Annotated in this window: 18 protein-coding genes; 13 read left to right on the plus strand and 5 right to left on the minus strand. The window is 72.5% G+C overall.

Annotation, left to right across the window (positions count from 1 at the left end; translation table 11 throughout):
* Positions 1–136 precede the first annotated feature (136 nt).
* Positions 137–766, minus strand: a complete 630-nt coding sequence (locus ABZ234_RS01065; protein WP_355010467.1) for a TetR/AcrR family transcriptional regulator — start codon at positions 764–766, stop codon at positions 137–139.
* A 70-nt stretch (positions 767–836) separates the two neighbouring features.
* Here ABZ234_RS01065 and ABZ234_RS01070 point away from each other — a divergent pair, with 70 nt between their 5' ends.
* Together ABZ234_RS01070 and ABZ234_RS01075 are read left to right on the plus strand one after the other, a co-directional pair.
* The gene (locus ABZ234_RS01070) at positions 837–1709 is read left to right on the plus strand and encodes a 2-dehydropantoate 2-reductase N-terminal domain-containing protein (RefSeq protein WP_355010468.1); all 873 of its coding nucleotides are present in this window, start codon (positions 837–839) and stop codon (positions 1707–1709) included.
* Between the two features lie 740 nt (positions 1710–2449).
* Complete coding sequence (locus ABZ234_RS01075) at positions 2450–2863, plus strand: spore-associated protein A (RefSeq protein ID WP_355010469.1); 414 nt, start codon at positions 2450–2452, stop codon at positions 2861–2863.
* Between the two features lie 133 nt (positions 2864–2996).
* On the opposite strand, the gene ABZ234_RS01080 is transcribed toward ABZ234_RS01075, so the two are convergent.
* Positions 2997–3698 carry a hypothetical protein gene (locus ABZ234_RS01080; protein WP_355010470.1) on the minus strand — a complete coding sequence of 234 codons (702 nt, stop codon included), beginning with the start codon at positions 3696–3698 and terminating at the stop codon, positions 2997–2999.
* A gap of 287 nt (positions 3699–3985) precedes the next feature.
* Between ABZ234_RS01080 and ABZ234_RS01085 the strand changes: the two genes are divergently transcribed.
* The 3 genes from ABZ234_RS01085 to ABZ234_RS01095 all read left to right on the plus strand — a co-directional run bounded on the left by ABZ234_RS01085 (position 3986) and on the right by ABZ234_RS01095 (position 6443).
* Positions 3986–4519, plus strand: coding sequence for a hypothetical protein (locus ABZ234_RS01085; protein WP_355010471.1), 534 nt, complete (start codon positions 3986–3988; stop codon positions 4517–4519).
* A gap of 144 nt (positions 4520–4663) precedes the next feature.
* On the plus strand, positions 4664–5380 hold the full coding sequence (locus tag ABZ234_RS01090; protein ID WP_355010472.1) for a VCBS repeat-containing protein: 717 nt from the start codon (positions 4664–4666) through the stop codon (positions 5378–5380).
* Positions 5381–5591: 211 nt separating this feature from the next.
* Positions 5592–6443, plus strand: coding sequence for a class I SAM-dependent methyltransferase (locus tag ABZ234_RS01095; protein WP_355010473.1), 852 nt, complete (start codon positions 5592–5594; stop codon positions 6441–6443).
* 334 nt (positions 6444–6777) lie between these two features.
* On the opposite strand, the gene ABZ234_RS01100 is transcribed toward ABZ234_RS01095, so the two are convergent.
* Positions 6778–7587, minus strand: coding sequence for an alpha/beta hydrolase (locus ABZ234_RS01100; protein WP_355010474.1), 810 nt, complete (start codon positions 7585–7587; stop codon positions 6778–6780).
* Between the two features lie 282 nt (positions 7588–7869).
* Positions 7870–8793 (minus strand): helix-turn-helix transcriptional regulator, encoded by a 924-nt coding sequence (locus ABZ234_RS01105; protein ID WP_355010475.1) that lies wholly within the window; start codon positions 8791–8793, stop codon positions 7870–7872.
* 138 nt (positions 8794–8931) lie between these two features.
* On the opposite strand from ABZ234_RS01105, the gene ABZ234_RS01110 reads away from it, so the two are divergent.
* From ABZ234_RS01110 to ABZ234_RS01135, 6 genes are all read left to right on the plus strand, one after another.
* Entirely contained in the window at positions 8932–10164 is a 1233-nt protein-coding gene (locus ABZ234_RS01110) for an MFS transporter (RefSeq protein WP_355010476.1), read from the plus strand.
* Positions 10165–10228: 64 nt separating this feature from the next.
* On the plus strand, positions 10229–11272 hold the full coding sequence (locus tag ABZ234_RS01115) for a zinc-dependent alcohol dehydrogenase family protein (protein ID WP_355010477.1): 1044 nt from the start codon (positions 10229–10231) through the stop codon (positions 11270–11272).
* Between the two features lie 518 nt (positions 11273–11790).
* Complete coding sequence (locus ABZ234_RS01120) at positions 11791–12600, plus strand: putative protein N(5)-glutamine methyltransferase (RefSeq protein ID WP_355010478.1); 810 nt, start codon at positions 11791–11793, stop codon at positions 12598–12600.
* 255 nt (positions 12601–12855) lie between these two features.
* On the plus strand, positions 12856–13068 hold the full coding sequence (locus ABZ234_RS01125) for a hypothetical protein (RefSeq protein ID WP_355010479.1): 213 nt from the start codon (positions 12856–12858) through the stop codon (positions 13066–13068).
* Between the two features lie 29 nt (positions 13069–13097).
* Entirely contained in the window at positions 13098–13769 is a 672-nt protein-coding gene (locus tag ABZ234_RS01130; protein WP_355010480.1) for an enoyl-CoA hydratase-related protein, read from the plus strand.
* A 209-nt stretch (positions 13770–13978) separates the two neighbouring features.
* Positions 13979–14650 carry a histidine phosphatase family protein gene (locus tag ABZ234_RS01135; RefSeq protein WP_355010481.1) on the plus strand — a complete coding sequence of 224 codons (672 nt, stop codon included), beginning with the start codon at positions 13979–13981 and terminating at the stop codon, positions 14648–14650.
* A 151-nt stretch (positions 14651–14801) separates the two neighbouring features.
* Here ABZ234_RS01135 and ABZ234_RS01140 read toward each other — a convergent pair whose 3' ends face one another.
* Positions 14802–15329, minus strand: coding sequence for a nuclear transport factor 2 family protein (locus ABZ234_RS01140; protein WP_355010482.1), 528 nt, complete (start codon positions 15327–15329; stop codon positions 14802–14804).
* A gap of 49 nt (positions 15330–15378) precedes the next feature.
* On the opposite strand from ABZ234_RS01140, the gene ABZ234_RS01145 reads away from it, so the two are divergent.
* Together ABZ234_RS01145 and ABZ234_RS01150 are read left to right on the plus strand one after the other, a co-directional pair.
* On the plus strand, positions 15379–15972 hold the full coding sequence (locus ABZ234_RS01145) for a TetR/AcrR family transcriptional regulator (protein ID WP_355010483.1): 594 nt from the start codon (positions 15379–15381) through the stop codon (positions 15970–15972).
* A 362-nt stretch (positions 15973–16334) separates the two neighbouring features.
* Positions 16335–17351 (plus strand): hypothetical protein, encoded by a 1017-nt coding sequence (locus ABZ234_RS01150; protein WP_355010484.1) that lies wholly within the window; start codon positions 16335–16337, stop codon positions 17349–17351.
* Positions 17352–17557: the final 206 nt, after the last annotated feature.

Raw genomic sequence — 17557 nt, forward strand, 5'->3', positions numbered from 1 at the left:
CGCGCAAGGCCACGTTGCACGGGGAAGTCGTGGTCGGTCCGTGGCCATCGGCGGGGTCTGCCGCCAACGGCTGCGGCAATCCCCGCCGCCCCGGGGTGCTCCGGTGGCGACGATCGGCCGCGGCCGTTCCGGGGTGTCAGGTCCCCGTCGGCGGTGCGCTCATCGCCGCCGTCAGGAACGTGATCGCCCAGTGCCGGGCTGCCTCGCCCGCTACCGGGGACGGGCAGTCCGGGGTGGGCCGCTGGTAGACCTCGACGCGGTCCACGGCCGTCACGGCGAGGATCCCCCGCATCCGGAACCGCAGTTCCTCCGGGGAAAGGCCGGGCAGTGCGCGTCCGAAGGCCGCCAGGTAGCGCTCACGGACCGTGTCCTCGGCCGGGCCGGTCCAGCTGCGCACCTCCTCGGCCGGGTCGCCGAGGATCGTCACGATCAGCCGGGACCGGCGGGCGCCGCCCTCGTCACCGGCCCGCATTTCGTCGAACAGCGGCCCCGCGAAGGCCTCCACCAGCTCGGCGACCGCCGGGTCGGGAGTTCTGGCGAGCAGCCGGTCGAGCCCGGCGCACTGTGCGGCGTTGATGGGCTCGACCACCCGGCGGGCGACCGCGGACATGAGTTCCGCCTTCGACCCGAAGTGGTATCCGACGGCGGCCAGGTTCGCTCCGGCGAGGTCGGTGATCGCGCGGACCGAGGTGCCGCGGTAGCCGCGCTCGGCGAAGAGGTGTTCGGCCGCGTCGAGGAGCTGGGTGCGGGTGTCAGGTGACGCCATGTCTGCGTACACTACAGACGTTTGATTCAAACGAACGTTTGATTGAAATGAGCATACGGAGAAGATCGCCATGAAACTGCTCGTGTACGGCGCCGGGGTTCTCGGCAGCCTGTTCGCCGCCCGTCTGCATGAGGCCGGGCACGACGTCGCGCTCCTGGCCCGGGGCGAGCGCCTGGCCGCCCTGCGCCGACACGGCGTGCAGCTCGCAGAGGAGGACAGCCCGGCCGTCAGGCGGGTACCGGTGCCCGTGGTCGAGCACCCGGACGGCGGATACGACCTGACCGCGGTCCTGGTCCGCGCCCACCAGGTGGACGCGGTGCTGGAGTCGCTCGCCGGTCTCCAAGGCGACGTGCTGTTCCTGCACAACTGGGCCGGCGGCCCGGAGCCGCTGGGCTCGGTGATCGGCCATGAGCGGGTGCTGCTCGGCTTCGGCACGGACGGCGGCACGATGGACGGCGACGTGGTCCGCCACCGCGCGGACAGCTTCGTCACCCGCCGGGTGGCGATGCCGATCGGTGAACCCGACGGCCGGACCACCCCGCGACTCGAACGGATCGTGCGGACGTTCCGCACCGCCGGGATCAATGCCAGGGCCGAGCCGAGGATGGATGCCTGGCTCAAGACGCATGCCGCGTTCGCGATGCCGCTCGAGCAGGCGGTGTACGCGGCGGGCGGCCCGGTGGCGCTGGCCGACGATCCGGACGCGGTCCGCGGCATGCTCCGCCTCATACGGCAGAACCTGGCCGCCATGCCGACGCCGCCGGTCCCTCGCGGGTTCGCTGCGTTGCGGACCCTGCCGGAAGGACTGCTCGTGGCCGTGCTGCGGCGCTTCCTGCGAAGCCCGGCGGCCGTGTACAGCGGACTCAGCAACGCCTCGCCCGCGACGGCGGCCGAACTCGCGCGGCTGGCCGAACAGATCCGCGCCCATGCGAAAGACCGGTAGGCGGCCGCGTTGTCTCGGCCGGATCACACGCGAGTGGGGGAGCGGATCAAGTGCGCCGGAAAGGAGCGCTGGGGCAACGGTTCCTCGGATCAGGAGGTAGACCGATCCGGCTGTGCGGAGTGGCCCAGCGATCCGGTGCGGTTCGTCCAGGTATCAAACGGTTCTGACCGCCGGTAATGCTCTTATCGGGGCGGTCAGAATGCACCTGGACCCCACCAGAAGTGATCAGGTGACACCCCTTCTGCTCCAGGAGGGGGCCGGTGAGGTGGCGAGGGTTTCTGATCGGGTGTTCCCTTGTTTCCCGTTTGGACAACGCCGCTCCTGCCCGTTGATCTCGTACACCGTCGACTCCGGGGCGGGGGCGTCGGGTAGAGCTTCGCGCTCCCCACGGCGGGCGCGAACGCAGCTCCGGTTCTCCCAGGTGATGCGCTCCAGCCACAAAGAGTCCGCGCTGGGGTGATGAGGATGAAACGTGGCGAAAATTCGCTTGGCGCACCGAATCCCGGACGCGTGGCCCCTGTCCCCTGACGACAACCACCTGGTCACCCGGGCGCTCGAAAGCGCCTGTGGGACAGGTGTTCCGCGGATGGGCGCGGGATGCCTCGGTGGCGGGTGGTCTCTGCTTTCTCCGGGACGCGGCTGGTCACCTCATGGCCGCAAATGGTCACACGCTGTTGCAGAAGGGAGAAACTCCCTACGCTTTCGAGCGTCCTCACCTCCCGGATGAACGGATCTTTCTCGTGCGACTGCTCAAGAAGAGCCTCGCCACCGCCGTCGCGACGCTCGCGCTCGTCGCGGGTGGAGCCTTCACCGCAGCCCCGGCCTCCGCGGCCGGCTACAACGGTGCCTGCGGGGCGGGCTACGGCGTCGTCAACGCCGCTCAGGTGCCGAACAACCTGGGCACGGTCTTCCTGACCTACAACAACTCCAACGGCTACCACTGCGCGGTCACCATCCGGAACAACCCGGGCCCCTCCGTCCACATGGACGTGTGGCTGCGCAGGGCCGGAGACCCGTCCTCACTCCAGCAGGACATGGGCGTGTACATCAGCTACGCCGGACCGGTGTACGTGTACGGGCGTGGTTCCTGCATGCAATGGGGAGGCTCCATCGACGGCAACGAGGTCAACCCGATCTCCCTCCCCTGCAACTGAGGCGCGCGGTGCGGGCCCGTTCTCCCTGATGTGGTGTCAGGGCAGTTCTCGGCTCCACCGGCAGATCCTCTCCTGGGGGCTGTGCCTCCGACGGTGCGCTCGAAGGGGGAGAAATCGGCGGGCGGGACGGCGATCAGTCCCCGCCGTCTCCTCCGTCGCCCCCGTCACCGGAGCCGCCGCTGTAGCCCGCGCCGCCGCTGCGGTCGATGCCGTGCTTGCGCTTGTACTCCCGCCACTCCCGCTGCTGCCGGTTCCACACCTGCCTGCTCATCCCCTTGGGGCGCCGAGGAGTGTTCTGGTCCTCCCCGCTCATGAGGATCATGAACCCGAGTGTCACGACGACCGTCACGACTATGGCCACCAGGGTCAGCAGACCCTCGAGAAACGCGCCGACCGCGCCGACCACGGCACCGACCACCTCCCGGGCGCCGGGATCGGTGACGGCCCCGAGCAGGGCCAGGAAGGCGGCCCCGGCGGCAGCCCACAACGCAATGGTCAGGAGGTCGCGGATGCGGTTCCGGTGGCGGGCCCCGTCCAGGTGGTCGGTCGCCCAGACACACCCGGCGCAGACGAGCACGTACACGGCCAGTATCGCCAGGAAGCCCTTCGTACCGGTGCTCTCCGGCTGCGCGTGCGCGTGCCCGAGCAGGATCAGGGTCATGGCCGCGCTGCCGCCGGAGGTCGCCGCCGCCACCTGCGTGAGTGTGTCGTCGCGTTCCTTGAGGCGCTTCTCCTCGGAGGCGCTGACCATCTTGCTGTAGGAGTCGACCACGACCCACAGCAGCCAGGCGGACGCGAGCGCGCAACCGGCCACGATCAGCAACATCACAGGCATAGCGGTCCTCCGCGGAGTGACGGTGGTCCGCTCCTTACCCGGTCCCACCCTGTCGACGACCAACGGCGGTGGCCGGATCAGGACACCGGCCGACCCCGCGTACCCGGAGGCGAGGGCCTCGACCGCGCCGCAGGGCTGTGGTTCCCCCGGAGGCGTGAGGGCGGTCTGTGGTTCTCCCTCCCGCGGGGGAGGCGTCGACGACGGGATCCGTGTTGGCTTCTGCAATGACCTCCTCCACTGCGCCCACAGCCGATCGTTCCCCTGTCCCTCCACCACCCGGCGCCGCCGTGACCGCGATCGGCCTGCTGATGGCCCTGTGGTGCGTCGGGTTCGCCGTCTTCAACGTCGTCTTCGAGATCACCGACCGTTTCTCCGACGGCGCCTACGCCGACTACAGCTCCGCGATCACCGTGATGAACTGGCTCGTCGTCGGGCTGAAGGCTCTGGGGGCTGCCGTGGCGCTGCTGTCGGTCGCCGAACGCCCGACGTTCGTTCCCCCGGCTCTCCTGGCCGTGTCGGTGTGGGCGGTTTTCGCGACGCTCGGCCTGTACGCCACGGGCAGCGTCGTACAGGTGGTCGGCATGGTTTCCGGCCTGGCGGGCGGGGTCGACCAGATCGACGCCGCCGGTGTCGGCTACGTGCTCCTCTTCCTGCTGGCCGCGGCCGGTTTCGGGATCCTGGCGGTCTCCCACTCACGGCGGAACGGCCTCCGGAAGGGCTTCGCCGTCCTCGGGGTGCTCGGCGCACCTGCCGTGCTTGGTCTTGTCCTGCTGGCCGTCCCGGCGCTGCTGGCCGCCCTCGGCCTCATGCCGGCACCCTGACAGCCCCCGGCGAGCGGCCGGCTGCGCTCGGCGCGCGGCCCCGGCACGGATGTCCGCTCCGGGGCCGCCCGGTTTGCGGGTGGCCCCGCACTCGGTGACACTCTTCTCTTCTGGCCGACACCCCACCGAGGACGGGCACACGAGATGATCACCAGCCGACGGCACCGAGGGCTCTGGGTGGCAGCCGGCCTGGGGCTGGCACTCACCGGCTGCCTCCGTCCGGCACCGCTCGAGCCGTCCGGGCCCAGCGCCTTCCAGCCGTGTTCGGACATCAACGGCCGGCTGATCGCCGATGTGGACAACGACGGCCACCCCGACCGCATCTCCGGCACCGAGGGCATAGGCACCGACCTGGCCATCGCCTTCGGTGAGGAATCCGGGTTCGCGGAACCGCAGACCACGGGCGTCCTGCTCGGAAGCTCGCGTGAAGAAGGAGAGGAGGTCATGGCGGCGGTGGCCGACTTCGACGGCGACGGTTGGCTCGACCTGGCGATCGCGGCCACCGCCCCCGTCGGAGGAGACGACCCGGTCCCCTCCAGAGTGGCCGAACTGCGCCTCGGGCCCTTCTCGGACCGGGGGACCGGACAGCGCACCGACGAACTGGACCTGGGAACCACGTTCGGCCTGCGCGTGGTCGACTTCGACGACGACGAGCACCCCGACCTCGCGTCGTACCGCTACGAGGGGGACGGCGTGTACGGGACGGGCGCCCTGCTGGGCGGTGGCGAGGACGGGCTGAGCGACCAGGTCGAACGCTTCTCCGACGTCGACGCCCCCGGCTACAACCTTCCCGGGGCAGGACCCGAAGAACATCTTCCCCCCTCGGCCTCGGACCGGTTCCACCCGGCCTGCGATGCCTGACCCGGTGCGCTCAACCGGCTGACCCGGCCTGCGGCACCGGCCTCGCCACCGGGCCTGGCGAGGATCGACCGGTGCCGGCGGGGCTCGGCCGCTGGGTACGATGAGCGGCATGTCCTCCTGAACGTGTGCGCAGCTCTTCTCCACCGCCGGGCCCGGGTGAGTCGCCTCGGGCGTCCCCGCTGGTGGTCCCACACGTACCAGGAGGAACCCCGTGAACTCCCTCTTCACCGCCCTGTCCGCCATGGCCGAGCGCCCCGCTCCCTACGCCCTCGTCACCACCGCGGACCTGTGGACCGACCCGCACATCTCCGAGCGCATGCTCGCCAACCACCTCGCCCCCGAGGTCGAGGCCGCCTCCCACCGGGCCGAGTTCGTCGACCGCGCCACGGACTGGATGGTCGGGCACTTCGGCCTGGGGGCCGGTTCCCGCGTGGCCGACCTCGGCTGCGGCCCGGGGTTGTACACCACCCGCCTGGCGCGCGCCGGCGCGCACGCGCTGGGGGTGGACTTCGCCCGGCTCTCCGTCGACCACGCCGAGAAGACCGCGCGGGCGGAGGGCCTGGACGCCCACCACCTGTGCCGCGACTACCTGACCCTGGACCTGGAGGAGCGCTTCGACCTGATCGTGATGGTGATGCGCGACTACTGCGCGATGGCGCCCGAGGACCGTTACCGACTGCTCGGGGTGGTCCGCCGACACCTCGCCGACGGAGGCGTCTTCCTGTTCGACGTGGACGCCGAACCGGCACTGGACCCGGTCCGCGAGGGGGCCGTCTACGCCCCCGACCTCATGGGCGGGTTCTGGGCGGGCCGGCCCTACCACGGCTTCCGGCACACCTTCCGGTACGACGACGAGCGGGTGAGCCTGGACCGCTACGACATCGTCACAGCGGACGACACGAGGGTCTTCTGCAACTGGGTCCGCTACTTCACGCCCGACACGCTCGCCGCTGAGCTGGCCGACAGCGGGTTCGGGGTCGCCGAGGTGCACGGCGACCTGGCGGGCGCCCCCTACGATCCGGCTTCGGAGCAGTTCGCCGTGGTGGCCCGGCTGTCGGACTGATCGTTCAGGGGGAGGATCGCCACAGGGTGCAGCGGTAGGGGCCCGCAGGTGTCGGGCCCCGGCCGGAGGTTCCGGGGGCCTGGCGCGCCTTCTGCGGTCTTCGCGGGGAGGGCCGGGACCGAAGGCGGCGCGAGCGCCCCCCGCACCGCATCACGTGCGGCCTGTCGGGGAACCTCTCGTCCCCCGGAGTCGTGCCCTACCAGGGCGGACGGCGCCGGCCCGCCGGTCCGCCCCGCACTGCGGGATCGGCCTGCCCTCCGAGCAGCGAGAACGTTGCACCGCGGTCCCTTTCCAACTCTCCCGGCAGGGAACCGCCCTCTCGCCGGACGGAGCATCAGGCCCGCGTCGCCTCCAGCACCTCGTCGAGAGCCCGGAGGACCGCCTCGGGCTGCTCGTAGGGGATCTGGTGGCCCGCCCGCTCGGCGACGGCGACTCGGCCCTGCGGGGACTGCTCGGCCAGGGCGCGGTGGTCGGCGTTCAGGTGCTCCAGGTGTGCCCGGGGCATACGCGGTCGTCTGCCCGCCGTCACGACGCGCACGGGTACCGGCGGCAGCCCGACCTCCCGCCGCACCCGGGCGGTCTCCTCCATGGCCTGCGGCATCCCGGCCAGGATGGTCGCCAGCTCGCGCAGCTCCTGTGCGTTCCGGCCGCCGAACGCGGCACGCAGGCGCAGCAGCCGCGACACCGCGCCGAACGACAGGCGGCGTACCGGGTCCGAGCCCGGCGGGGCTCCTGCAGCCGTCGGGTCCACGAACACCAGCCCTGACACGTCCTCGGGGTGGCGGGCCGCGTGGACCTGGGTGACGAGCCCGCCGTAGGACCAGCCGAGGAACACCGCGGGCAGTTCCAGGCCCAGGGCGTGCACGAGCCGGTGCAGGCCGTCGGCCGCCTCGGTGACGGTGGCGGCCTGTGTTCCGCCGGACCGGCCGACGCCGGCGCGGTCGTAGGTCACCACGGTGGCCCGCTCGGCCAGCCTCCGTTCCAGGGCCCGGCCCCAGGTGCCCACGCCCTGGCCGGAGCCTCCGCTCTCCAGGACCACCGTGGGGCCCTCGCCGACGACGCGCGCGCACAGCGCGTGCCCGCCCACGTCGACGGTGATCGGCGTCGGTGCGCCGTTGCTTCCGAAACCCTCGTCGTCCGCCATGGAGTCAACCTACGTTGACTAGTGCCAATGGTCAACCCCAGTTGACTTCCTCGGGTGCGCGAACACCCCCGTGCGCCGGAAGGCGGCGAGGAGGACCAGCACAGGAATCGGCGGTGGTTCCTCGCCGCTCCCCGGACGGCGGCGGGTCCGGCCGCCGGGTGGCCCGGCAGGGCGGGTGCGGTGCGGCGGCTCGGCCCGTGTGTTCCCGGAAGCCCACCGGCAGTCCGCTTCCGCAGACGCAGGACTTCGGAAGTTCGACCCGCCACGAGGACTTCCCGGGCGTCAGTTCCGGCCCGACCCGGTCTCGGGAGCGGTCAACAGATCCCGGCCCTCCCGCCTGGAGGCCGTGCGGGGCGCGGACCAGCTCGCGAGGAGCTTGAGCCGTTCCTCGTGCGGGGTCCCCGGTTCGGCGGTGTAGAGCGAGAGGTCGTGCACGGCCCGCGGCGAGGTCGGCAGGTCCAGGGACCGGAAGGTCAGCTCCAGATCGCCCGCCTGCGGGTGGTGGAGGCGTTTGACGCCGTCGTGGCGGATGCGCACGTCGTGCGAGGCCCACAGGGCACGGAAGTCGTCGCTGAGGGTCGACAGCTCACCGATGAGTTCACGCAGCGCCCGGTCGTGGGGTTCCCGTCCGGCCTCGGCGCGCAGCAGCGCCACGGTCATCGCGGCCCCCGCCTGCCAGTCCGCGAAGAAGTCACGGGAGGCCGGGTCGAGGAAGTGGTAGCGGGCGAAGTTGGCCCGTCCGCGGGCGGCCGTCGTCGGGCTGGTGAACATCGGCGCGTGCAGGGCCCTGGCGAGGGCGTTTGTCGCGACCACGTCGAGTCGGCCGTTGCGCACGAACGCCGCCGACAGCGTGATGGAGTCCAGCATCCACTGCACGGGCGGCGCGAGGGCGACCTCGCGGCGGCGGGTCGCCTTGCGGTGGGCCGGACGTGCGGCGCGGGCCAGGTCGAACAGGTGGGTGCGCTCCTCGTCGTCGAGGCGCAGCGCGTGGGCGACCGCGTCGAGCACCTCTTCGGACACACCCGCGATGTGGCCCTTCTCCAACCGGGTGTACCACTCGATGCTCACACCGGCCAGGACGGCGACCTCCTCACGACGCAGCCCGGGGACCCGGCGGCGGACGCCGGGGGGAAGCCCCACCTGTTCCGGGGACAACTTGGCCCGTCGACTGGCGAGGAAGCCCCTGATGTCCGCGCGATTGTCCATGCCGTCCACGATAGGCGCAGGTGAGCGCCTCAAGGGGGGTTGAGGTTGTACCCCCACAAACGCAACCTTCTCCGCGTCGGCGGCGGCCGGTGGAGTGGGTGGTGACAGCGAAGGCACCACCACGACACGAGGTTCGCCATGCACGACGAAGCCACACGGGTTTTCCACCAGGGCCGTTCGTCCCGACTCCCCTTCGTCGTCTACGTCCTGGCGCTGGGAACGTTCCTGATGCTCACGACGGAGTTCGTCGTGGCCGGGATCCTGCCCGACATCGCCGCTGACGTGCGGGTGAGCGTCGCCCGGGCGGGAATGCTCATCACGGTTTTCGCGGTCGGCATGATCGTGGGCGCACCGCTCATGGCGATGCTGACCCTGCGGATGCCGCAGCGGGTGACGCTCGTGCTCGCCCTGGGCGTGTTCGCCCTCGGGCACGTGATCGTCGCCGTCGGCTCCGACTTCGGGGTGCTGCTCGCAGCACGCTTCCTCACCGCGCTGGCGACCGGTGCGTTCTGGGCCGTGGCCGCTGTGGTCGCCACCCGCGTCGCCGGCCCGGGAGCGGGTTCGCGGGCCGTGGGCGTCGTCAACGCCGGAGGGATGCTCGCGACCGTCCTGGGCGTTCCGCTCGGCGCGTTCGCCGGACAGCTCGTCGGCTGGCGCGGCACGTTCTGGGCGCTGGCGGTCCTCGCGGTCATCGCGATGCCCGTGATCGCCCGCCACGTTCCCTACGGCGGCGGGCACCGGTCGATGTCGATCCGCTCGGAGCTGACCGCTCTGCGCTCCGGGCGACTGTGGTTGGCGTTGGCGGCCTGCGCGGCCACGACCGGCGGTGTCCTGGCCGCGTACTCCTACGTCACCCCGCTGCTCACCGGGCAGACGGGCATCCCCTCGGGCCTCGTTCCACTGGTGCTCGCCGGCTTCGGCGTCGGCTCACTCCTCGGGTCCGTCCTGGGCGGCCGTCTCGGCGACACCCGCCCGCACACGGTGACGATCGTCGCGCCGTCGGCAACCGCCCTGATCCTGTTGACGCTCTGCCTCGTCGCCGGCGCGCCGATCCCGACGACGATCCTCCTCGTTCTGCTCGGGCTGTTCGGCCTTGGCGCGAACCCGGTGCTGATCTCGCTGGCGGTCCGCTACGCCGCCCACGCGCCCACCCTGGGGTCCTCCCTCAGCGTCGCGGCCTTCAACTTCGGAACCGCGGCCGCCTCCTGGATCGGCGGCATCGCCCTCGGCACCGGCCTGGGCACCACGGGCCCCCTCGTCGTCGGAACGGCCATCGCCGCACTGACACTCATCCCCGCGACCGCACTGGCCGTGATCCGGCGCCGCCGTGACACGGCGGCGGGCCCCGAGGCCGCGAACGCCCTCTCCTGACCCGCACACCTCCGCCGCACCCGGCGGTTCCCGACCAAGAGCACCACCGAAAGAGAGAGCGACCATGCGCGCCACCCTCATGTACCGAGCCGGAGACGTCCGCGTCGAGAACGTGCCCGACTCCCGGATCCAACACCCCACCGACGCCCTGGTCCGCATCACCGCGTCCTGTGTCTGCGGCAGCGACCTGCACCCCTACCGCTCCATGACCGCCGCCCAGGGCCCTGCCCGGATGGGGCACGAACTGATCGGCGTCGTCGAGGAGGTCGGCCCGGACGTGGCCACGCTCACCAGGGGCGACCTGGTCGTCTCACCGTTCGCCGTCTCCGACAACGTGTGCGAGTTCTGCCGGGAGAACCTGCAGACCTCCTGCTCCCACCACGAGGCCGGCTTCTGGGACGGCATCCCCGACGAAGGCGGCCAGGCCGAGGCAGTCCGTGTGCCGCTGGCCGACGGCACCCTGGTGAAGCTGCCGGTCGCGCCCGACTCGGCCCTGGTGCCTTCGCTGCTGACGTTGGCCGACGTGCTGGGCACCGGCCACCACGCCGCCAGGGCCGCAGGCGTGGCCCCCGGTCAGCGCGTCACCGTGATCGGTGACGGCGCGGTGGGCCTGATGGCGGTGCTCTCGGCCAAGCGCCTGGGGGCCGAGCAGATCGTCCTCATGGGCCGCCACACCGACCGCACCGACCTGGGCCGGGAGTTCGGCGCCACCGACGTCGTCGCCGAGCGCGGCGAGGAGGGCATCGCCAGGGTCCGCGAGCTCACCGGCGGCCACGGCTCGCACGCCGTCCTCGAAGCGGTCGGACACATGCCCGCCTACGAGCAGGCTCTCGGTGTGGTGCGCCCCGGCGGCGTGATCAGCCGTGTGGGCGTCCCGCAGTACGAGCAGGCGCCGATCGGCTTCGCGAGCCTGTTCCGGCACAACATCCGCCTGGCGGGCGGGCCCGCGCCGGTACGCGCCTACATCGAGGAGCTGCTGCCCGACATCCTGGACGGCACCATCGAGCCGGGCAGGGTCTTCGACGCCACGACCGACCTGGACGGCGTGCCCGCCAGCTACAAGGACATGGACGACCGCACGAGCCTGAAGGTCCTCATCAGGCCCTGACACGCAGTTCGCCGGGTCCGCCCACGGCCGTAGCGGGCGGATCCGGCTTCCTCCGCGCCCCCGCCCCGCTTCCGGCGGTGAGCGCCGGCGAGGGCCCGGAAACAGCGTTCGAGTCGGCCACCGACAGCTCGTCGGGGGAGCGGGCGCTCTGCTCCGCGGAGAAGGACTCGTGCGGCACGGCCACGAACCCGGGGCCGCGAACAGGACGAACCGGCGCCGCCACCGGGGGCACAGCCGGATCCCGTGGTGAACCTCCCCGCCCCCGGAAGCGTCGCGCGCAGGCGTCGTGCCCTCGGGGCCCGGGCCGTTCACCGGCGACGGGGCCGACACACGACCGCCGGCCCCGGCCGCGTGGCCCCCGGCCGGCGCCCCGTGGTGTAATGTCGCCCCGCACACCACGACCGAGGAGGTGGGACCGATCACCGCAGCAGCAGGACGGGCGCTTCCACCCCGCGGTCACCCACCTCGCACGGCGTAGGTGAGCGCGGGAGCGCCCCCGGGCACCCCGAAAGGCTCCCTTGCCTCCGCAGTTCTCCCAGCACCACTTGTCACAGCCGTTCCCGACACCTTCCGAGACCGTCGCCCGCCTGCGCCGGGCGGGATGCGTGTTCGCGGAGGAGGAGGCGGCGCTGATCGCCGCCGCCGCGCGCACCCCCGACGAACTCACACGCCTGGTCGACCGGCGCGTCACCGGCTCCCCGCTCGAACACGTCCTGGGCTGGGCCCGTTTCCGCGGTCTGCGCCTGGTCGTGGAACCCGGCGTGTTCGTCCCCCGCCCGCGTAGCGAGTTCCACGTCGAACAGGCCCTCGCCCTCACCCGCCCCGGCGCCGTTCTCGTGGACCTGTGCTGCGGCACCGGCGCCCTGGGCGCCGCCCTGGCGAGCGAACGCGGGGGTGTGGAGCTGCACGCCGCGGACATCGACGCCGCCAGCGTCCGCTGCGCCCGCCGCAACCTCGCCCCCCTGGGCGGGCACGTTCACCGGGGCGACCTGTTCGCGCCCCTGCCCCGCTCCCTGCGCGGCCGTGTGGACGTGCTGGTCGCCAACGCCCCCTACGTCCCCACCCGAGAGATCGCCCTGCTGCCCTCCGAGGCCCGCGAGTACGAGTCGCGGATCTCGCTGGACGGCGGTTCCGACGGGCTCGACGTCGTGCGCCGCATCGCCGCGCGGGCCCGTCCCTGGCTGGCCCCCGGCGGCTGCCTGCTGGTGCAGACCCACCCCGACCAGGCGCCCCCGGCGCTGTCCGCCTTCCTCCGGGGCGGCCTGATCGCCGACGTCGTGACCTGCGAGGAGGCGGACAGTTCCGTCATCGTGGGCCGCCGTCCGTGACCGGGGCCCTTCCCCCGTTCGGTTCCCGGCGGGGGCCGAACGGGGCGCTCCGTGCGGGCGCTCCTCCCGGGCGCCCCGGCGGGGCCGCGTCCGCGGGTTCCGCGGCCTCGGGGTGAACTTGTCTGCTCTATGCTGTCCGTCATAAGTTACTTTCCGGTAGCTTCCCGGGTGCGGCGCATACCCACCAGCGGGGGAGCCCTACGTCCGGAAAGGCGGCACATGGGGCCGGGAAGGAGCCGCGGTCGCGAGGCGACGGTGCACAGAGCCGCACTGTCCCGGAGCCGCGGGCTGCCCGTGCCGCGCAGCGAACGCCCGGCCGCCTTCGCCGCAGCCGAGGGCACAGCGTTCATGCGCCGTGCCGGGCGCGGCACCGCCCCGCTCCGAGCCTCCGGCGAGGAGGACCACGACCCGCCGACCCGCGTTCCGCACCCGCACCGGGACACCGGTGAGGGGCAGTCCCGCCCCTGACACCGTCCGCCACCACGACAAGGAGCACCATGCCCACACTCGAACACCACGACGAGGTCCTCGTTCTCGACCTGGGCGACGGCGAGAACCGCTTCCACCCGGACTGGATCGCCTCGGTCAACGGCGCCCTGGACGAGGCCGAGCAGGTCCAGGGGCCCCGTGCCCTGGTCACCGCCGCCACCGGGAAGTTCTACTCCAACGGCCTGGACCTGGACTGGCTCATGGCCAACGCCGACCACCGCCAGGACTACGTCGCCGACGTCCACCACCTGTTCGCGCGCATGCTGGCCCTGCCGATGCCCACGGTGGCGGCCCTGCAGGGCCACACCTTCGCCGCCGGCGCCATGTTCTCCCTCGCCCACGACCTGCGCGTGATGCGCGCCGACCGCGGCTTCTGGTGCCTGCCCGAGGCCGACATCAACATCCCCTTCACCCCGGGCATGTCGGCGCTCATCCAGGCGCGCCTGGCGCCGCAGACCGCGCACGAGGCCATGCTGACCGCCCGCCGCTACGGCGGCCACGACGCCGAGGCGGCCGGCATCGTGGACCGGGCCGTGTCCGAGCAGGACGTGCGCCCCACCGCCGTCGAACTGGCCCGCTCCCTGGCCGCCAAGGACGCCGCCACCATGGGCACCATCAAGTCCCGCATGTACGCCCCCGTCCTGGACGTGCTGCGGGACAAGGACGCCCCCCTCGGCTGACGCCGCAGGGGAGTCCGCGCCCGGCCCCGGGACCGCACAGCACGGTCCCGGGGCCGAGGCGGGCGAGCGGCAGCGCACGGCCGAGCCGACCCCGACCCCCGCGTCCCGGGCCTCGGAGCGGATTGCCGGAACCCGCCGACACGGGCCTGTCGCACGGATGCCAGAGTGGGACCACCACGACCGCCCTCTCTGGAGACCGATCCGTTCACATGCGCTTGCTGCTCGTCCGCCACGGCCAGACCCCGTCCAACCTCAAGCACCTCCTGGACACGGCAGAACCGGGTCCGGGGCTGACCCCGCTGGGCCAGCAGCAGGCGGCGGCCCTTCCCGAGGTGCTGGCGGGCGAGGAGATCGACGCCCTCTACGCCTCCACGCTGATCCGCACCCAGCTCACCGCCGCACCGCTGGCGGCCGACACGGGGCTCGAGGTCCGGGTACGGGACGGTATCCGGGAGCTGATCGCCGGCGACCTGGAGATGCGGGGTGACGAGCTCGCCGCCCAGACGTACCTGAGCACCGCCTTCGCCTGGTCGGCGGGGGACACCGGGCTCCGCATGCCTGGCGGGGAGAACGGGGTGGAGGCCCTCCGGCGCTTCGACGCCGTGGTCGAGGAGGCCGCGGCCACCGGGGCGCGGACGGTGGCCATGGTCAGCCACGGCGCCGTCATCCGCATGTGGGTGGCGGCCCGCGCCGAGAACGTCGACGTCGCGTTCGCATCGGCCCACGTACTGGAGAACACCGGCGTCGTCGTCCTCTCCGGCACCCCCGCCGAAGGGTGGCGAGCGGAGACGTGGATGGGCAAGACCGTCGGTCCCGACAGCAGTGTTCCCGGAGCGGAGAGCGGGCCTGCCGGGGAGGCCGTGGACGGCGTCGAGGCCTGACCGACTTTCCGGAGGGCCGTCGGCCGGCCGGGCCTCCCGTGCGTGCCGACGATCGCGGTCCGGCCGGTGCCGGAAGTTCTCGCCGCCGTGGCCCCGGCAGGGCCGGCGGACACTGCGCCGGCGCCACCCGTTCGCGGTCGCACCGCGTCCGTCAGCCGCCCGAGTGGGCTCGTGCGGGCTCGGCCTCCGGGGTGAGGGCCGCCTGGAAGACGCCGAAGTTCCCGGTCATCCAGAGGGCCGTCAGCTTGACCCCGCAGATCCGCCAGCCGGCCGGGGTCCGCTCGAACCGGTTCGTGTAGTACCCGTAGACGGTCTGCTCGCTGTCGCCGGTGCTGTTCGGCAGGTGGTGACCGGCTCGGACGTAGGCCACGCCTGTGGCGTGATCGTCGTCGTCGAAGGTGATCACGTGGTTCGTGATCATGTGCTGCGTCGCCTTGAACGACTCCATCCTCGGTGCGGTCCCCCTGACCCAGTCGTCGGCCTTGAGGCGGACGGCGGGTTGGCCGAAGCCGTCACTGAAGTCGACCTCGACCTCGTCGGTGAAGCAGCTCCGGAACAGCTCCCAGTCACGGGAGTCGGTTCCCGTGGCGTAGCGGAGCTGGACATCGCTGATCTCGGCGCGGTCCAGCAGACGGCGCAGGCGGTTCTCATCGACGGGCAATTCGTGTGACTGTGTCATGCGAACACTGTGGGGTCTTGATGTGACGCTGTCAAGTAGAATGTGCCCCATGGTGACGCGAACCGAAGCAGCCGCGGCGACCCGCAGCGCCCTCGTGCGCGCCGCATCCGAACTGCTCGACGAGGGGGGACCCGACGCGGTGACGCTCCGGGGTGTGGGGGCCCGCGCCGGGGTCTCCCGCGGCGCACCCTACGGGCACTTCGAGAACAAGGAGCACCTGCTGACCAGGCTCGCCATCGACGCCTGGAACTCCCTGGCGGACAAGGTGGAACAGCTGCGGTCCGCCCCGGACACGACCCCCGGCGAACGGCTCGAGCACGCCGTGCTGGAGCTCATCGGGGTCGGCCGACGCCAACCGCACCTGTACGCACTGATGTTCAGCACCCCGGCGGACGACGCGGAGGCCGTCGAGGCCGCGAGCCGCCTGGAGAACGCGTTCCTCGCCATCGTCGCCGACGTGGTCGGCGAAGCGGACTCGCTCAGCTACGGCGCCCTGCTGATGTCGAGCGCGCACGGCATTGCCGGGCTGGAGCTCAGCGGCCACCTGGCGAAGGAGAAGTGGAAGATCAACGGGGACCAGCTCGTGCGCATGATGATCGACTCCATCCGGGCCGGCGCCGGGAACACCGACGCACGCGCCTGAGAAGCCGACGAACCCGGTCACCGCTGCGGTTCGGTCCCCGGCGGCACGGCGTCCCGGCCGGGACACCGCAGCCTGCCCATCGGCGGGGGCTCCTGCGCAGGGCCGGTTTCATGCCCGACCGGACCGGAACCACCGTTGCCGCGTCCGACCCCGATGTCGAGCACCTGGTCGCGACCCTGCGCCGCCGCGAGGAGTCGGCCGGTGCCGCCGGGGGTGCGGATCGGACACGGTCAGGTGGTGCACCGTCCGGCCACGCACCTGTGGGCGAGGACGGCTGCGGGGGTGGCTCGCCCCGGCGGAAGCCCGGTGTGAACCTCCCGGCCCGCGCGGGACTCTCACCGGTATCCGTGAAGGGGAGGGACATGGCGGGTGTCGGGGAAAGCGTGGACGGATACCGGCTCGTGGGCGACCTCGGCGCGGACCCCCGAGGTGCGCACTTCCGGGCGGTGGACGCCGGGGGCGCACCGCATGTGCTCACGCTCGTGTCGGGCGAAACGGCGCGCGCACCCGGGTTTCGCGAACGCCTGGAACGGTCGGTGGCGCTGTCGCTGCGGGTGTCCTCCTTCTCCCTGCTGACGGCGGTGGACGCCGACCCGTGGGCCGGCACGCCGTGGGTCGCCTTCCGGCACGCCGGGCACGCCGAACCCCTGAGCGAGCGGATCGCCGGCGGAGACCTGCTCGCGGACCGGGAGCTGTACCGGTTCGCCGTGCACACCGTCACCGCGCTGGCGGTCCTGCACGACGCGGGCATCGTCCACCACGGGGTCACCGGGGAGAACATCCTGGTGGGCGCGGACGGCGCGGTCGTCGTCGACCGTGTTCTCGCCCGAGCGGTGGAGGCCACCGCCGACGGCCGCGGGTCTTTCTTGACACCGCAGCAGCCGGAGCCGGAACGGCGGGGCGGTGGGCGGGGCACCGGCGCCGACGACGTCTTCGGGTGGGCGGCGACCGTGGTCCGGGCGGCCACGGGGAGGTCGGCGTTCCCCGGGCCGACGCGCCCCGGGACGGCCGCCCGCGCGGTGGTGGGGCGACCGGACCTGGAGGGGGCGCCCCGACCGCTGTCGTCGGTGCTGGAAGGCTGCCTGGTCCGCGACCCCGGGCGCCGGCCCGGCGCGCACCGGGTGCTGGCAGTCCTGCTCGGATACACGGGGGAAGACGTGTGTCCCGAACTGGGGGAGCTCCATGCGCGGTCCCTCCGGTTCGGGGCCAGGAAGAGGTGGATGCCCTTGGAGGTCGACCTCGGAGTCCTGGAGGGCGGGTTCAGGGCCCGTGCCCGGGAGGAGGTACGGAGGCGGGTCGCGGCGTCCGAGCCGGAAAATCCCGTTGGATTGAACCTCATCTGGCAGCCGCCGGACATGGACGGCGGCGATGGGGACTGAACCGGTGTAGCGGCCACGCCCGGCCTTCCCCGCCCCGTACTTCGCGGCCGAGGCAGGCACGGACGCCCTCGCCGAGAGCTACATCGACGACGGCCGGGACCTCTGCACCGAGTCCGGCACCGGCCCCGTCGGCGCCGTGACCGTCGAGGACTCCCTCGCCTGCGGGAACGACACCCTCGGTGACGGCTCCCGGGCGGGCGCCCGCT

It is taken from the genome of Nocardiopsis sp. NPDC006198, from assembly GCF_040613895.1.
GTDB classification, from domain to species: domain Bacteria; phylum Actinomycetota; class Actinomycetes; order Streptosporangiales; family Streptosporangiaceae; genus Nocardiopsis; species Nocardiopsis tropica.

What these genes read in the sequence shown, in the direction of transcription:
- ABZ234_RS01065 (WP_355010467.1), bottom strand. Translation starts at nt 766, where the DNA reads ATGGCGTCACCTGACACCCGCACCCAGCTCCTCGACGCGGCCGAACAC.
- ABZ234_RS01070 (WP_355010468.1), top strand. Translation starts at nt 837, where the DNA reads ATGAAACTGCTCGTGTACGGCGCCGGGGTTCTCGGCAGCCTGTTCGCC.
- ABZ234_RS01080 (WP_355010470.1), bottom strand. Translation starts at nt 3,698, where the DNA reads ATGCCTGTGATGTTGCTGATCGTGGCCGGTTGCGCGCTCGCGTCCGCC.
- ABZ234_RS01090 (WP_355010472.1), top strand. Translation starts at nt 4,664, where the DNA reads ATGATCACCAGCCGACGGCACCGAGGGCTCTGGGTGGCAGCCGGCCTG.
- ABZ234_RS01100 (WP_355010474.1), bottom strand. Translation starts at nt 7,587, where the DNA reads ATGGCGGACGACGAGGGTTTCGGAAGCAACGGCGCACCGACGCCGATC.
- ABZ234_RS01105 (WP_355010475.1), bottom strand. Translation starts at nt 8,793, where the DNA reads ATGGACAATCGCGCGGACATCAGGGGCTTCCTCGCCAGTCGACGGGCC.
- ABZ234_RS01110 (WP_355010476.1), top strand. Translation starts at nt 8,932, where the DNA reads ATGCACGACGAAGCCACACGGGTTTTCCACCAGGGCCGTTCGTCCCGA.
- ABZ234_RS01115 (WP_355010477.1), top strand. Translation starts at nt 10,229, where the DNA reads ATGCGCGCCACCCTCATGTACCGAGCCGGAGACGTCCGCGTCGAGAAC.
- ABZ234_RS01130 (WP_355010480.1), top strand. Translation starts at nt 13,098, where the DNA reads ATGCCCACACTCGAACACCACGACGAGGTCCTCGTTCTCGACCTGGGC.
- ABZ234_RS01135 (WP_355010481.1), top strand. Translation starts at nt 13,979, where the DNA reads ATGCGCTTGCTGCTCGTCCGCCACGGCCAGACCCCGTCCAACCTCAAG.
- ABZ234_RS01140 (WP_355010482.1), bottom strand. Translation starts at nt 15,329, where the DNA reads ATGACACAGTCACACGAATTGCCCGTCGATGAGAACCGCCTGCGCCGT.
- ABZ234_RS01145 (WP_355010483.1), top strand. Translation starts at nt 15,379, where the DNA reads ATGGTGACGCGAACCGAAGCAGCCGCGGCGACCCGCAGCGCCCTCGTG.
- ABZ234_RS01150 (WP_355010484.1), top strand. Translation starts at nt 16,335, where the DNA reads ATGGCGGGTGTCGGGGAAAGCGTGGACGGATACCGGCTCGTGGGCGAC.